The sequence below is a fragment of the Aquimarina sp. RZ0 genome, from assembly GCF_008370685.1.
Taxonomy (GTDB): domain Bacteria; phylum Bacteroidota; class Bacteroidia; order Flavobacteriales; family Flavobacteriaceae; genus Aquimarina.
This window is the reverse complement of record NZ_VTZU01000035.1, coordinates 1-15,360: the sequence shown is the minus strand read 5'-3', so window position 1 is coordinate 15,360 and position 15,360 is coordinate 1. Positions and strand designations below refer to the sequence as shown.

The window sequence follows — 15,360 nt, the reverse complement described above, 5'->3', positions numbered from 1 at the left end:
TATTTGAGAACTGGTAAGAGAGATAGCACGATTAAATTTATGCAATGAAATTGATAATTGTATAATATAATTCGCACTATGCTGCATCAATAAGCAAAACATTTGCTTCTTTAACGGCAGCGTTAAGATAAAGTGCAACAACAATAGAGTCTCCGCAAGTAGTATAAGTATTATTTATTATGTTCTTGATGTCTCCTGATAAAAAATCCAAAGCATTCTTTACGTTAGACAAGGCCTCGATTCCAAAACTAAAGCTTTCTTGCAATATCTGTACATTGTCTTGAAATAGCTTTAAGGAGTTAATCTGACCTCTCACCTTTGCAGCTTCTTTTTTAGCAGTATTTGTCTTTGCATTCCATTTGGCAAAAAGTGCTGTAGCTGTTGCTAGCCCTACCAAACCAAATGGACCTAAAGCCAAAAAATAAAGCCTTTCTTTTTTAAATTTATTTGCCTTATCCTTAGCTTTTTGCTCATCTACCACAAGTTTAGCATTGCGATTTTGGAGTTCTCTCAAAACATTTTGTAGATCTTGCGAGAATTTCAAAATACTAGCTTTTAAAACGATGTTTTGTTGCAGTTCAGATTCTAGCTTTTGCTTGGATAAAATGGCAGTATCATGGGCGCTATTGATGAATTCTATAGCTTCATTCTTATTCTCCTTTAAATAGGTTAAAGCACGCTGTAAGCCATCAAGAATTTTAGATGAATCTTCTAGAAGATCATCTTGCATTTCTTTTATTGAAGAAATATTTTCTTCTATCAATTCTATTGCTTCATGCTTAATTCTGGTCGCCTTATCGGGGAGGCCAACCAATGATATCAAATGATCTTTATGATCTATAATGTTTTGTATCGTTTGAGATAAATATCCTTTTGTCATATCTGTAATTTTAGGTCAAAAAAGCCAATACCGCGCTGCTAAATCCGTAAAGCCAAAGACGATTTAAATGAGCTCGAAGATTCTTTTACACCAATCCAATACTTTTTTTATGTGCTTAAATGACGTGAGACACAAATCAAGTATTATGGAAACAAAAAATCTTAAATCATTATCAAAATATCAACAGGTATGCTTTCAGTCTAAAGCAATTAGATTTTATACTGTGCGGTATCAGCTTATAACCAATTATTTTATTATACTGCTTTCAGATAACTTAAGACCGTTTCATCTTTTGGTAAGGCAACGGTTATTATTCCAGACATCTGTTGCTTTATCGTGTTTATTGTATTTTGCAAATCAATAATTTCGTTATTTGCGTCATTTAAAAACAGTGTTCGCACCGCATCCGTACTTAAGATACCATTTGTTAGATCATCAATCAAATCTTCTAAGTGATTAGTTAGATTCCTCCAAGAGTCTACCATCCCCTTAGTAGCAGAAGCTGCAGTTTCTGCCTGATTTGACAAATTATCAAAGGCAGAATCAATACCTGTCAATAAATTGACTTCAGCTCTGAGTTTTGAGCTTTGCTGAAACAAATCTGTTTTTTCCTGGTATAGATTAATGAGTGTAGGTGCTGAAACGGCCAAGCCTACAACTCCTCCCAATAACATACTCACACCAGCTATTACGATAGGGGTACTAGTACCAGCTGTTACAAAACTTGAAACTGAACCTATTGCGATGACAAAGACCCCTCCAATAATACCAATTCCTTCTAGTACAACTGCTGCTATTTGACCTTTTATATCCCTATCAATTTCTTTAAGAGAGTTTCTTATGGATGCAAGCTCTCCTGTATCACCCTCTATTGCATCGTTAGCTTGTTCAGCAATGGAAGCAAAAGCAGCTGAATCTGAACTCAAATCGTCGCGTAACTCTTCCAATGCCTCTACAATGAGCTCACTATCCCTTAGATTCTTTTCTGATATGGTTTTTACTACAGAAAGTACTGAAACCCACTGGTCAACCGAAGACCCTTCAGGTAAGGTAACGGGTACAATTTTATATACTGTAAAATAGCTATTAAGGTCAGATAATGAATTAATGATTTTATGATTAATGTCATTTAAGTAGGTGTTGGCATGCTTCTTGGCCTTTTCAAGACTTTCATTTATTTGTTCTTGATAGTCACTTAAATCAGGAACTGAAGAAAAATCAATATCAGGTTGTTGTAATACAGAATTACAATAGGTCTGTAGAATCAAACCATTTCCTGTCAGGTCTTTTTGTGAGATTTCAATGGTCTTGATGTTATTATTTAATGAATTCATTTTATCTAATTATGTTTTGATTAAAGAGTAAACAGGTTATCAAAAGTTTGATACACTGAGAAATTTTTAGTTCCAAGATAATTCTAATAGATGAAATATGTTTTTTTTAAAAAATCTAAAAATCAGAATATTAGAGTTATAATTATTTGTGTAAAAGCATCTAATTGGATAAATAATTTGGAAATTTTTAAATGGCAGTCCAATACCCTTAGACCGCCATTCCATTATTAATTATGATTAAGCTGCTTGAGTTAATTCTTCTATATAATCAACTATTCCCTTATCACCAGTACTACTTAACTCTACACCAGCCATCTGTTGTTTGATGATGTTAACATCTTGCAAGATAGTTGGTACAGTTTCATTTGCTGCTGTTAAAAACAACTCTCTGATTACGTCTGTACTCATGATTCCGCTCTGTAGGTTGTTTGATAAAACACCTAAATCACTACTTAATGAAGTCCAGGCATTCTTCATTTGCGTTGTAGCACTCATAGCTTCTGCAGCTTGACTACCTAATAGTGAATAAGCACTATTTATTCCCGAAACTAAGTTCACTTCACTTGTCAAAGTTGATTGTTGTTGTAATAGATCGGCTTTTTGTTGATACAAGTTTTTTAAAGTAATCGTACCAGCAACTGATCCAGCAATACCTGCAGATGTAATCGCTACACCACCAGCTACTAGTTTAAGAGAAGTACCCGCAGTAACAAAACTGGCTACCGATCCTACAGCAATTAAAAATACTCCACCAACTATAGCCAGACCGCTAATTACTGTTCCGGCAATGACCCCAGCAATTTGTGTATCAATAGAACTCAGGTCATTGGATAAAGAAGCCAGAACACCTTCGTTTCCATCGACAACTGCGTTCAGGTCTGAAACTGTTTTAGTAAAAAAACCTACGTCTGTACCTATATTTGTATTTAGGTTTCCTAAATCAATTACAATCAAATTACTAGCGTTGATGTAAGTATCCGTTTGAGCTTTCATCGCCTGTAAAATACTAATCCATTGCTCTGTTGTAGCATTTGGAGGCAACACTATAGGTACAGCAGAATATAAATTATAGTAATTAGAAATATTAGATATATTACTAATTATATTTGTTTGTATTCCATTTAGATACGTGTTGGCGTGGTCTTTTGCAGTTTGTAAACCTTGATTGATATCAATTTGGTTTTGAGCCAAATTAGTGAAACCTGAAAAATCTACAGAAGGTTGTTGTAATACACTGTTACAGTATCCCTGTAGAACTAGTCCCTGTGATACTTGTGCTTTTGCCGCTGTTATTGTTGGATCTGAAAATTCAATATTCATTTTTTTTTAATTTAAGTTTGAAATAGTTTAAAATTTATTATAGGCTTTATCCGGACTTAACCTATCTCATCAAAAATTCCAGGGAGCTACCCTATGGGTACAAAGTTCACTATAAATTCCCTTGGCATACTATAACAAATCGGTCAAATCCAATCATTTTTGCGACAACAGATCCATTTAAAATGTAACTATTACGACATCTAACCAAATAGAGATCATTTAGGTTAGAAGAGGTGAGGATTTCTACTGGCTATAAACTTTAAAATGCATTATTGAATATTTTTAAACACTATCAGGAAAGAGTTAAAACTAGAAACAAAAATAATTACTTATGCAGCCAGACATACATTTGCTACAGCTGGATTACACAAGGGAATTTCCAAAGCACAAATAGGCGATACACTTGGTCATACAGATTATTATACCACAAAAGCTTATTTTACCGATTTTGAAAATGAAATCCTGGATAAATCTGCAGAAGAGATATTTAGCTAAAGTTTTTTTAATCATGTCGATTATTTCGGATTTATTAAACCTAGGTTTAGCATATATAATGGTTCCTGTTTTATCTATAATTAAGAAGGTAGGATGGAGAGATAAAACATTCAGTAAACTACCTCGGGGCAAGCCCAGGCATTTATTGAAAAAACATTTTGATTTCGAGACAAGCCTGGGAACATTTAAATCTCGATTATCGAGTAAATTAATAATGCTTGCTTCCCACGTTTTTTTTGTTTCTTGCAAACAGAATCCTGTAGAAACTCCTGAACGTAGGGTAATGGCCGGAACATGCTAAATGGAAGCTTCTCATAAAAAAATAGAAGAAGAACACAAATCCATGAGAGACGATCATCAAGAAATGATGGGGGCACATACAAGTATAGAAAACGATTCCTTACATTTAATTATGATTTTTGGGAAGATGATGCCAGAGGTGTTGAGTGATGGATTTTCTGTAGATATGGAGGTTTTAGTTTTGAGGACTAGCACTATTAAAATGAAGTTGCAAATCATATGATTTGAAGGGTGGGTAATCAAAAGGAGAAGATAGAATTTAATCTTTCAAAACTAAAAAAAACAACTTTGTCAAAAAAATAAGATAGTCGTCCAACCATTATGCAGACGACTATCCTTCTTGATATCAGACTCTTAAAATTTCTTAATTTATTTTAATAAAAGTAGTTGTTAATACTCCTTTGTCACTATGTATTTTCATGAAATAAGTATTAGCGTATAAATAACTCACATTAAAATCCCTGGTATCTCCGCTAAAAAAACCTACTATTCTCCCAGTGATATCATGAATACTGATATGCTGAACTGCGATATCTGAGTTTAATGGCGTTAGTGACATAACTCCTGTAGTTGGGTTTGGCGATAATGTAAAGTAATCAGTAAAGACAGGTTCTTCAATAATTTTCTTCTTAACGGTTACTGTTTCTACATCAGTAATAACAGGAAGGTTAAAGTCAAAATATATTGCAGCTTTATTATTGATAACATCTCCTTCTATAAGAGTAGGTTTTGGTTTTATCTTAAATAAGATATATCCATCATTGTTGGCATCATCAAAAGGGAGGTTTATATTATTAAAAACAAATTCAACCTCTTTTTTATTATTGATAATAGTTGTATATGAATGACTAGCTTTCAAAGGGATAAATGATTTAATATCTAAGGTAGTAGTATCTATATCATCTTTAACTATAACATTAATAGCGTCTGCCGTTCCTTTGTTCTCAAATCGAATCATATAATGCAAATATTTATCAAGATCTGTAGGTTCTATAATGTCTCCCTCTAAACAAATCTTATCATTGGGATCATAAGAATTTCTTACTGTCTGATTTAATGGAACTACATTATCAATCGGAGTTTCATCGGTAGTACCCGTAACAGTAGCTGTATAACTTAGTATATCGCCATCATTTACCGCCGGATTATCAGTAGGTTTATTAATATTAAATACCACAGTGATTTCTCTAGATTCTAAAGGTTTCAGATCACTAAAACTCCATGATAATTGGTTAGTCGACGTAGTAGCCGTATTTGGACTAGAAGATACTAGCGACAAAATATCTTGCATATAATCTAACGTAACACTACCCGATTGGGTGCTAGTTCCTTTATTTTTATAAATAATAGTATACCCAGTATCAAATCCGGGTCTTGGTCCTACTCCAATTGGAATAATTAAAACTTCCAGGTCATTATAAATCCCATTAGGAGTAATACAAAAATCTTTGATTACAATGGGACCATCTGCAGGAAAGCTTATAGGTATAGGTGGGAATGAAGGAGCTGGATCTATATTAAAATATGTCGGGTTTTCAAAAATCGGAAACATAAAATAATCTCCTTGATTCACGGCTGTGCTATAGGTTCCTGAATTAGCAGGAAAAACCTCTCTAAAACCTACTGAACCTCCTGACAACGCAAATTTCAAATCTGCAAAACCTATATCATTGGTATCACACCCATTAGTATCCAGATCATAAGTAATTTTTCCTGAGATAGTATAATAGTTGTCATCACAATTATTATTTACATCACAAGGAGTATATCCTGGAGTATTAAAAAGGTTTTGCACAGGTGCTACATATTCCTCATCTACACATATAAACTTTAATTCAGGACAATTGCTAAAAGATATTCCTAATTGAGGAGTAGTTTGAAATTTCTGATCTGTTAGATATACTTTAGTAAGTTTAGGATTATTTGTAAAATCTACTTGGGATAGGTTACAATTTCTTGCATCTAGGGATTCTAATTGATTGCCCCCACACCAAAGATATTTTAAATCACTATTGCCTGATACGTCCAATTTTGTTAATTGATTACCATAGCATTTAAGATCTACTAAGTCAACATTATTAGTCACATCTAAATTTATCAATTCATTACTGTAACAGCCGAGTTTTCGTAAACTTATATTTTGAGTGACATCTAATTGTTTTAATAAACTATAATTGACAGATAAAGAAATTAAATTACTATTTTGGGTAACATCCAAAGAACTTAGTTTACTACCATTAATATACAAATTAGTCAAATTACTATTTTGGGTAACATCCAAAGAGCTTAGTCCAATATTAATCATATATAAATGAGTTAAATTTACGTTCTGAAAAACATCTAAGGACTCTATTAATGTGTTATTTATGGATAAAGACTTTAATTTGATGTTTTGTGAAATATCCAAAGAAGTCAATGCGTTTCTTTCAATTGTTAAAGCTGTTAAATTTATGTTTTGAGTAACATCCAATGACACTAATTCGTTATTACCAATAGTAAGATTAGTGAGTTCTCTATTTTTTGATACATCTATTGTAGTTAAAGGATTGCTTTGAATATCTAAAAAACGTAGATTTATACTATTCAATAAATCTAAAGAAGATAAATTGTTATTGGCAACTTGAAGATGATACAAATTAGTATTATTTGAAATATCCAAAGAAGTCAATTTATTCTTGAAAAGAAACAATGTACTTAGATACAGGTTTTGTGATAGATCTAGCGTGCTTAGTTTATTTGAATTACAATATAAAGTTCCGAGCTTTGTGTTTTTGGTGATATCTAAATTTTCTAACTGATTATTAGAGATCTCCAAATACGTTAAATTAATAAAATACTTTATTTCTGTTAAATCAGTAATATTAGAATTTTTTAGATCTAGTCTAGTTACTTCTTCGGCTTCTTCGGTGTTAATTATACCATCTCCATTAGTATCAATAGCGGGAGCATGATTTAATAATGCATTTTTAAAATTAATATCGGTGAACACAATATCTGTAGCATAGGTAACTAGATTGAGACATAGTAGGATTCCTAAAAGGGTGATTTTTTTCATGTTTATAAGGTTTTAATTTAGTGATAATGCCGAGCTGAAAATCATGGAAAAACAAAATTGATCAGCAGTGGTTTTTACTCATCTTAAATGAGATCATAATGTGGTTTATAAAATACAATCAACACATTTTTCAAGATTCTGGACAATTTGTCTTGATCCTGGTGATTCCCCAAAGACCAGGCAAATTGTTACAGAACGGTTTAAAAAAAACTACTTTATAGCTTGATAAACTGAGTTGCTAACTCTCCTTTGTCAGTGATAATTTTCATAAAATAAGTGTCTGGATACAAATGCTCTAGATTAAAAGTTCGAGTTTCTCCAGAATAATACCCCACCTCATAACCGTAAATATCATAGAACACAATTTCGCTTATCATTATAGATTCATCCAGTACAGTCAATTCTATATAGCTTTCTGCTGGATTTGGCGATAATGTAAAATAATCTTCGAATGTAGGCAATGTAACTACTTCTCTTTTTACCGTTACAATTTCGTCCTCTGTAATAATAGGAGGGTTAAAATCAAAGTAAATAGCAGCGCTGTTTACAATCTCATCTCCTGTTACCAAGTTGGATTTACTTTTTATTTTAAAAAGCACATAACCGTCATTATTTGCATCATCAAACGGTAGGTTAATCTCATTGAACCAGAATTCGACCTCATTATCATTGGTTATGGTAGTGGTAAAAGAATGACTCCCTTTTAAAGGCACAAAAGTTTCGATATCCAACTTGGTCGTATCAATAACATCTTGTACTCGAATATTTACCGCCTCTGCCGTACCCTTGTTCTCAAAGCGAATCAGGTAATGCAAATACTTCCCTAGGTTATCGGGATCTAGAATATCTCCCTCTAGACACGTTTTGTCATTAGGATCATACGAATTAACTACAGGTTCTTCTAACAATAACGAATTATTGCCAGGTGTTTGATCAATATCAGCATTAATAGTTGCAGAGTAGTTTAAAAAATCTCCACTATTTAGTGCGGGAGTGTCTGTAGGCTTGTTTAACTCAAAATCAACAATTATTTCACCCGTTTGCATAGGTTGTAACTCTCCTATATTCCAAGTATGCCTGCCATTAGTGTTGATACCTACAGGTGATGATGATACATAGTCTAGCACATCATCCTGGTAATCTAAAGTAATGTTTGGCGATTGTGTAGTGGTTCCAATATTTCTATAAGAAATTAGATATCTTGAAGTAAACCCGGGTCTGGCACGACCAAGAGGGATTATATTAATTTCAAGATCATTTACTGCGCCCCTAGGTTGAACACAAAAATCAGTGATCAATGTGTCTAATGCATCAGGAATATTAATATTTCGTTGAGCATAGTTCTGAGTAAATTGAAAGGGGGTTCGTGGATTTAACCGAGGAAACATACTTCTGTAATTACCTTCTGGCACAAATAAGCTGTATTCTCCTTTATCATTAGGAATAGCAACAAAAGCTCTACCATTATTAGGTTGTATGGATACTCTCAACTCACCTAAAAAAGGTACATCTTGATCATCACATAATCCATCCCCGTTTAAGTCATAAGTTACTTTGCCATTAAGTTTGTGATAAACATTACTATCAATACAGTCAGTAGATGTTTTATAATTTGAATAGCCAGGCTGACCGATATTATTAAGAGCTTCTTCTATATAGAAATCATCGATACAGAGAAGTTCAAGATTTAAGCAATTTTTGTAACCCACAGCCTGAAGAGATTTTATGTTTTCACCTGAAGCTTCATCATAATATGAAAAATTTTGATTTGTTAGTAAAGCTTGAATCAAGTTAGGGTTATTGTTGAAATATAACTTATTTAGAGAGCAATTTCTTACATCTATAGAGGTTAATAAATTAGAAATTACTTCAAAGTAAATTAAGTTGGTGTTATTCGATACGTCTATTTCTGATAATTTATTATAAGATAATTTAAGATGAGTTAAGTTAATATTATTACTAACGTTAATTTCTGAAAGCTCATTAGATAGTAGACTTACATCTTCAAGTTTTAAGTTTTGACTTAAATCAATACTTGATATAGTTGCATTTCTTATCAAGAGGTTTCTTAAATTAATAAATTCCCCTATTTCAGAAATATCTGTTATTCCTTGACCTCCATATATAATTATATTTTCAACATTTAGCGCCTCTTCTTTACTAATTTCCCCATCCTCATCTGTATCTATTACGGGTCTTGTATGGTCTAATAATGCCTGTTTGAAATTTGTGTCCGTGAATGTAATATCTGTAGCATAAGCGGTTAGATTAAGAAATAATAATATGCCTAAAAAAAAATTATTTTTCATAAGTAATAATTAAGTTTTTGAGTTATTCATGAGGTAATTTTTATTTGTTACCGCAATAGAAAAATTGTATTCTACAATACGAATTAGCGATTGTTTTAAAACTTGCTTTCGTTAAGTCTAGAAACGCTTTATCAAAAATAGTGTCGTGTGTATTTATGAATAAACGCGTCTATAAATCAGAAATTCAGTTTTATGGGCTATTCGAATTAAGAGAATCGATAATTTCTTGCCCATAGGACGTGACACAGAAGCCTATTAAGAGGCTGAATAATAAAAAGTAATTTTTCATAGTTAGCGGTTTTATAATTGAATTGATATTTAAACATAGTACTGGATATCTGTAATAGTAAATTACAGGCTTGTAGAACCTAACATATATTGTTTCGAATAAAACTGATTCTCTATTATGAGTTTAAAATTGAGAAGGTCTTATTCAAAAATGTGAACTATTGAGGCTTAATCATCTTTTGAAAAATCCCTTATCCGATCTGTTTAAAGAAGAGTATCTTTACTCAAACAGGCATTAGTAAATATGTATTTACTGTACAATACCTTAAAATAAGCAAGTAGTGAGGTTCTTATCATTGTCAAATATTTTTTGGTTAGTGGTTCTCCTTTAACCCCTCGAAGGTTCAACTGATTTGTGTATTTGAATTGCTACAAACTTATACTAAGTCCCAAAAAATGGTGTCCAAAATCCTCCAAAATGCTGAAATTTGGACAACATTGCTTCCATAAAAGCTAAAAATAGTATGAAGACTATATATCAATATTCGTTTCGGTAAGTATATCTATTTTCTTAAACTCTGAAGGCGTCATTCCCGTATGCTTTTTAAATGCGTTATAAAAAGTAGATTTTGAATTAAAACCTGACTCTAAAGCAATAGAAGTGATGGTGAATTTGGAATAAGATGTATCTAATAACAATTTCTTGGAATAATTAACCCTAAGACCATTAATAAATTGATTAAAATTCTGTCCAGTATGCTCATTAATTATTTTTGACAGCTGACTACTACTCATTTCACATTCTTGCGCAAGACCATCAATGCTTATAATAGGATCCAAAAATCGTGTGTTATTTTCAATATGAGCCAATAGGTTGTTGTATTTGCTATCCAAATTGTAAGCTTTCTTATGCTCTCTAGGATGTTTTTTTCTAATGATTTTTCGCTCTTTAATTTTTCGGATTGTTATCAATAATTCATACCCTAACCAATAGATCAGTATCGTAGTCAAAACACGCAATGGATAATAAAAAACTATAAAATTTTCGAAGTTTAATACAAATTTCATTAATAAAGCTGCACCCCAGACAATATATGAAATGCTTGCAAAAACGATAAAATTCCTTATCCATTTTAAGTCGTCAAACAACTCAAAATCATATCTTTTTTTATTATAATTTTTGATAATAAATAGAGAATATGCAAATAATGCCAATGAAGAGACATAACTCACCAATTCCTCAATGCCTGTATATTTCTCATAAATCCGTTCAAACTCCCCTCTGGACGTTGACTCTCTGAGAAAAGTTAAATAAGATACTTGTAAGATGATACTTAGGATAAAAAAAGGGGTGAAAACTTTTAAAACATTGAAATATTTATTTTTAAGATCAAGATAATTCAATAGAAAGGTATAAAACATTGGTGCTAGCAAAAAGTGCCACGGCATCTGGATGTAATCCAACAGTGGGAAGTCTAAAGCTAATAACCAGGATTGGAGGTTATTTAATGCTACGGCCAAAATTAAAAAATTTAAGTACCGAATTCCATAGCTATTATTAGCATAATTCCTTAATAGAAAAGCACTAAAAAGAAATCCGTGTAATGAGCTAAAAAGCAAAAACAAATCAAAAATGGTGGTAATCATAATCTGTTTTTTTTAAATTTATGCCTAGAATTTATCGACATCAGATTTAGGGAAAAATTATTGATTTCATCAGTTTATTGAGCTTTGGATGATCCAAACTCTTCAAAAAAACCAAGTAAACTACCTCGCGGCAAGCGCACGAGGCATTTATTGAAAAAGACATTTTGATTTCGAGGCAAGCCTCGGAGCATTTAAATCTCGATTATCGAGTAAAGATTCAGATGTTTTACTCGATCTATCATTCTCAGGCACTTCTTTATCAACATTTTTAGTAATGGGCTCTTTTAGAAAAGTTTCTTCATTTATTATGATACTCATCTTGAGTAGTGGTTTTCACCCAAAAAGTTTGGCTTTTATACTATAATGGAGTAGGTTTTTTTCAATATAGCCATAGCTACGATTAAAAAAACTAACAAAATTAACGTGCAACATGTAAACTTTGTAGGTCAAAGCAGTACTCAAGATGAGTTCTATATGCTGAATATTATTTTTCGTTAGAAAGATTGAAATTCTTTCTAACTTTTCTGATTTCTCGTTTATCTCAATTTTAGCCATTTTTTACTACCTCTATATTTATTAGTTTAATGAGCTTTGACTAGTCTTAACAATTCGCAATAACGTAAAAAACAAAACAACCCTATTACGGGTTTTCCTCATATTTTAATACTTTGGTAGTATACGAAAATGTGCTTCTGATTTAGTACGGCATTCTAAACCTTAGACAGCTAATAAAACACAATTGACATATTTTATCCATTGTTGACTTTCTTGTTGACTTAGAGCGTTTTGTCCATCCTAAAAACTTCTTGCACAGTAAAAAGCAGTAGCATAAAATTCGATTTGAGAATCATGAGTCTCAAGCGGATAATTTGTTTGCGACTATGCTGGAACGAAAAAAGAGCTTAGAGTATGTTTAAAAACCCTTCTGCCTGCTGGTCATTACTTTGACAACCTTGACTTTACTTCAAATAAGCAACATATCTCGATATGTCGTCGATTTGAAGTGTCGTCAGAACACCAAACTACTGACAATCAGTTTGCATTGTTTTTAAACATGCTCTTATGAAAACGTATTATAAACAAATAGTAATTTAAATTCTTTCGTAAACATTTTTAAAACTGCACACAAACTCTTCATAAATGGTTTAAAAAGAAAAAGAGTTACACTGTAAAAAAATGTAACTCTTTGAAAATAAGCGTGGTCCCACATGGGCTCGAACCATGGACCCCCTGATTATGAGTCAGGTGCTCTAACCAGCTGAGCTATAGGACCCGAAACGGACGGCAAATTTAAGTAATTACCACAAACACGCCAAACATTTTTTATATTTTTAATCTAAAGAATTCTTTGATGGTTCTTACTAAGCATATTATATGAATATTTAGAGCAATCTTGTCGTCTAGCACTACCTACATCTTGGCAAACTTGTGTATATTTTTAACGGGGATGTCTATCTCGGCTATACAGCCTTTTCCTTTTACCTCAGTAAAAATAAGGGTTCCTCCGATTGCCTGAATACACTTTTCGGTATTACGAAGTCCATTTTTTGATTTTTGATCATTTAAGTCTATACCCATCCCATTATCAGAATACTTGATTAAAAGTGCATTATCTTCAATGGTAAACACTAGTACCACCAAACTAGCCTGACTGTGTTTTTGCATATTAGTCATCAATTCTTGCAATACTCTGTAAACAGTAATTTTTACTGTTTTATCAGTGCTCGTACAGTCTATTTTATCCAATCTCCTAAGGATCAGTTGTACCTTGGTTTGGGTATAATTTTGTAACATATTGGCCAATTGGATAATCCGGTTCTCATTATGCCACGATTTCCGGTGATACTATGCCAGTAAATCCGGTCGATTTTATGCCACTGTTGGGTTAGTTTTTTCCGGTTGATATTATGTCAACTGTTAAAATATTCCGGTGGTCATTATGCCATTTCATGTGTTGTTAAGGCTTTGATCTTTAAAAACCTTAAAGATTATGGCAGGAAAACGCACAGATATCATGGAAATTCGACAAATTATTAATTTAAAGCATCAAGGGTATAGCAATAGAAAGATATCCGATCTTCTATCTATCAACCGTAATACGGTCAATAGTTATGTTAGTTTTTTAAAGAACAGGGGGCTTGATTTCAAAGAGTTGTTAAGTCTTTCGGAGAAGGATTTAGTATCATTTTTTCCAGAAACCTCTACAACTCAAACTAGTCGTTATCAAGAAGTTTTTCAATATTTTGAATACTTTAAATCAGAATTAAAAAAGCCAGGTTGTACCATAGGTGGACTCTGGCAATGGTACCGAACAAGTGCTGGAGTATCTTCAATTCTGTAAGCATCAGCACAAAACCCCTTCAGAAAGTTTCTTTAAACATACGGTTTACGGACTCAGAGCATTATATAAGTTAAAAAGGATGAGTGATAAGCACATCTCCCTTCCTCATATCGAGGGTTCGAAAAAACTTCCTGTAGTCCTATCTCAAAGTGAGATCAAAAGCTTTATTACTACTCCAAAACTTCTCAAACATCGTTTGATACTTTCACTTTTGTATGACTGTGGATTACGACGTTTTGAGCTGTTGAATTTACAAGTTTCAGATCTGGATTTTGATCGTAAAATGCTTCATATTCGTCAAGGAAAAGGTCGCAAAGATCGTTATGTACCACTGGGCGATTTAGTAATCAAAGGATTAAAGATCTATCTAGAAACAGACAAGCCCTCTGTCTGGCTTTTTACAGGTAATGATCGATCAGGGAAAACAGTTCCTTTTTCCAAAGGCGGCGTTCAATGGGTTATCAAACAAGCCCGTAAACAAAGTGGTATTAATAAACAAATCACGTGGCATACCCTTCGTCATAGTTATGCGACGCATTTGCTAGAAATGGGATTAGATATCGTGAGTCTGAAAGAAGTATTGGGTCATAGTTGTATTAAAACTACGATGATGTATTTGCATATTTCCAGATTAGGCAGGCAACAATCCTTCTCACCACTAGATCGAGTCTACCGATATAAAGGGACAAACTAATGCAAGCTCAGTTTGAACTGGGCGATATTTTAAGGGAACAGCATAAGTACATTGAGACAAGCTCTTTTACTACTTGGCAAAAGCGAACGCTCTTTGCACTGAGTCGATGCAGAACAGCTGCTCTGGGTGGTCATATCGATCAGTGCGACAATCCAGAGTGTTCCAAACTTCACTTAAGTTATAACTCCTGTAGAAATCGCCACTGCCCCAAATGTCAGGGACATAAACGAGAATTATGGATACCACAGCGTCAAGCAGAGTTGTTAGCTGTGGGGTATTACCATTTGGTCTTTACACTGCCTAGTGAACTTAATGAACTAACTCTGGTTGCCTCCAAGTTGGTATATGACACGCTGTTTAAAGCGGTTTGGTATACGCTTGATGGTTTTTCTGAGAACCCCAAGTTTTTGGGAGCCAGAACAGGAATGATTTCTATTCTCCATACTTGGGGCAGCAATATGAGTCTGCATCCGCATCTTCACTGCATTGTTCCAGCTGGTGGCATTACCAAAGATGGAAATTGGAAAAACGCTCCTAGTGTCAAGTCAAGTTTAAATAGGCGTAATTTAGTATCTTTGAAAAAAACTAAAATGGGTATTAGATATAAAGTTAGCTTAACCAAAGAAGAACGCACAGATTTATTGAATATCATCCACAAAGGAAAGCATACCTCTCAAGCTTATCGCAATGCTTATATTTTACTGAATACCGATAAGAGCGAATTTTCTACCCCCTTAACCAATATGGAAATCTCTAA

14 protein-coding genes and 1 tRNA gene are annotated in these 15,360 nt (G+C 33.0%); 6 read left to right on the top strand and 9 right to left on the bottom strand.

Features of this window, described 5'->3' with window-relative positions; genetic code table 11:
* Nucleotides 1–76 precede the first annotated feature (76 nt).
* The 3 genes from F0000_RS14265 to F0000_RS14255 all read right to left on the bottom strand — a co-directional run bounded on the left by F0000_RS14265 (nucleotide 77) and on the right by F0000_RS14255 (nucleotide 3,534).
* Nucleotides 77–880, bottom strand: coding sequence for a hypothetical protein (locus F0000_RS14265; protein ID WP_149625398.1), 804 nt, complete (start codon nucleotides 878–880; stop codon nucleotides 77–79).
* A 254-nt stretch (nucleotides 881–1,134) separates the two neighbouring features.
* Complete coding sequence (locus tag F0000_RS14260) at nucleotides 1,135–2,214, bottom strand: HBL/NHE enterotoxin family protein (RefSeq protein ID WP_149625397.1); 1,080 nt, start codon at nucleotides 2,212–2,214, stop codon at nucleotides 1,135–1,137.
* 237 nt (nucleotides 2,215–2,451) lie between these two features.
* On the bottom strand, nucleotides 2,452–3,534 hold the full coding sequence (locus tag F0000_RS14255) for an HBL/NHE enterotoxin family protein (protein WP_149625396.1): 1,083 nt from the start codon (nucleotides 3,532–3,534) through the stop codon (nucleotides 2,452–2,454).
* Between the two features lie 276 nt (nucleotides 3,535–3,810).
* Here F0000_RS14255 and F0000_RS28610 point away from each other — a divergent pair, with 276 nt between their 5' ends.
* Genes F0000_RS28610 through F0000_RS14240 form a run of 3 tightly spaced genes read left to right on the top strand, consistent with a single transcriptional unit; the run spans nucleotide 3,811 to nucleotide 4,552 of the window.
* Nucleotides 3,811–4,029 carry a tyrosine-type recombinase/integrase gene (locus F0000_RS28610; RefSeq protein ID WP_149625450.1) on the top strand — a complete coding sequence of 73 codons (219 nt, stop codon included), beginning with the start codon at nucleotides 3,811–3,813 and terminating at the stop codon, nucleotides 4,027–4,029.
* A 13-nt stretch (nucleotides 4,030–4,042) separates the two neighbouring features.
* Complete coding sequence (locus tag F0000_RS14245) at nucleotides 4,043–4,330, top strand: hypothetical protein (protein ID WP_149625395.1); 288 nt, start codon at nucleotides 4,043–4,045, stop codon at nucleotides 4,328–4,330.
* Entirely contained in the window at nucleotides 4,331–4,552 is a 222-nt protein-coding gene (locus tag F0000_RS14240; RefSeq protein ID WP_149625394.1) for a hypothetical protein, read from the top strand.
* Between the two features lie 141 nt (nucleotides 4,553–4,693).
* On the opposite strand, the gene F0000_RS14235 is transcribed toward F0000_RS14240, so the two are convergent.
* From F0000_RS14235 to F0000_RS14215, 6 genes are all read right to left on the bottom strand, one after another.
* The gene (locus tag F0000_RS14235; protein ID WP_149625393.1) at nucleotides 4,694–7,384 is read right to left on the bottom strand and encodes a T9SS type A sorting domain-containing protein; all 2,691 of its coding nucleotides are present in this window, start codon (nucleotides 7,382–7,384) and stop codon (nucleotides 4,694–4,696) included.
* A gap of 215 nt (nucleotides 7,385–7,599) precedes the next feature.
* Nucleotides 7,600–9,693: a leucine-rich repeat domain-containing protein gene (locus tag F0000_RS14230; protein ID WP_149625392.1), complete on the bottom strand. Its 2,094-nt coding sequence runs from the start codon at nucleotides 9,691–9,693 to the stop codon at nucleotides 7,600–7,602.
* Nucleotides 9,694–10,452: 759 nt separating this feature from the next.
* Nucleotides 10,453–11,568 carry an AraC family transcriptional regulator gene (locus F0000_RS14225; RefSeq protein ID WP_149625391.1) on the bottom strand — a complete coding sequence of 372 codons (1,116 nt, stop codon included), beginning with the start codon at nucleotides 11,566–11,568 and terminating at the stop codon, nucleotides 10,453–10,455.
* 147 nt (nucleotides 11,569–11,715) lie between these two features.
* Nucleotides 11,716–11,886 carry a hypothetical protein gene (locus tag F0000_RS27775; protein ID WP_188112127.1) on the bottom strand — a complete coding sequence of 57 codons (171 nt, stop codon included), beginning with the start codon at nucleotides 11,884–11,886 and terminating at the stop codon, nucleotides 11,716–11,718.
* A gap of 881 nt (nucleotides 11,887–12,767) precedes the next feature.
* A tRNA-Ile gene (locus F0000_RS14220) sits at nucleotides 12,768–12,841 on the bottom strand.
* Nucleotides 12,842–12,978: 137 nt separating this feature from the next.
* On the bottom strand, nucleotides 12,979–13,362 hold the full coding sequence (locus tag F0000_RS14215; protein ID WP_149625390.1) for a sensor histidine kinase: 384 nt from the start codon (nucleotides 13,360–13,362) through the stop codon (nucleotides 12,979–12,981).
* A gap of 196 nt (nucleotides 13,363–13,558) precedes the next feature.
* Here F0000_RS14215 and F0000_RS14210 point away from each other — a divergent pair, with 196 nt between their 5' ends.
* From F0000_RS14210 to F0000_RS28125, 3 genes are all read left to right on the top strand, one after another.
* Nucleotides 13,559–13,909: a hypothetical protein gene (locus F0000_RS14210; protein ID WP_149625389.1), complete on the top strand. Its 351-nt coding sequence runs from the start codon at nucleotides 13,559–13,561 to the stop codon at nucleotides 13,907–13,909.
* 79 nt (nucleotides 13,910–13,988) lie between these two features.
* Nucleotides 13,989–14,603 carry a tyrosine-type recombinase/integrase gene (locus tag F0000_RS14205; protein ID WP_255452756.1) on the top strand — a complete coding sequence of 205 codons (615 nt, stop codon included), beginning with the start codon at nucleotides 13,989–13,991 and terminating at the stop codon, nucleotides 14,601–14,603.
* A partial coding sequence (locus F0000_RS28125; RefSeq protein WP_149625387.1) for a transposase zinc-binding domain-containing protein occupies nucleotides 14,603–15,360 on the top strand: 758 nt, incomplete at its 3' end. The genes F0000_RS14205 and F0000_RS28125, both read left to right, overlap by 1 nt.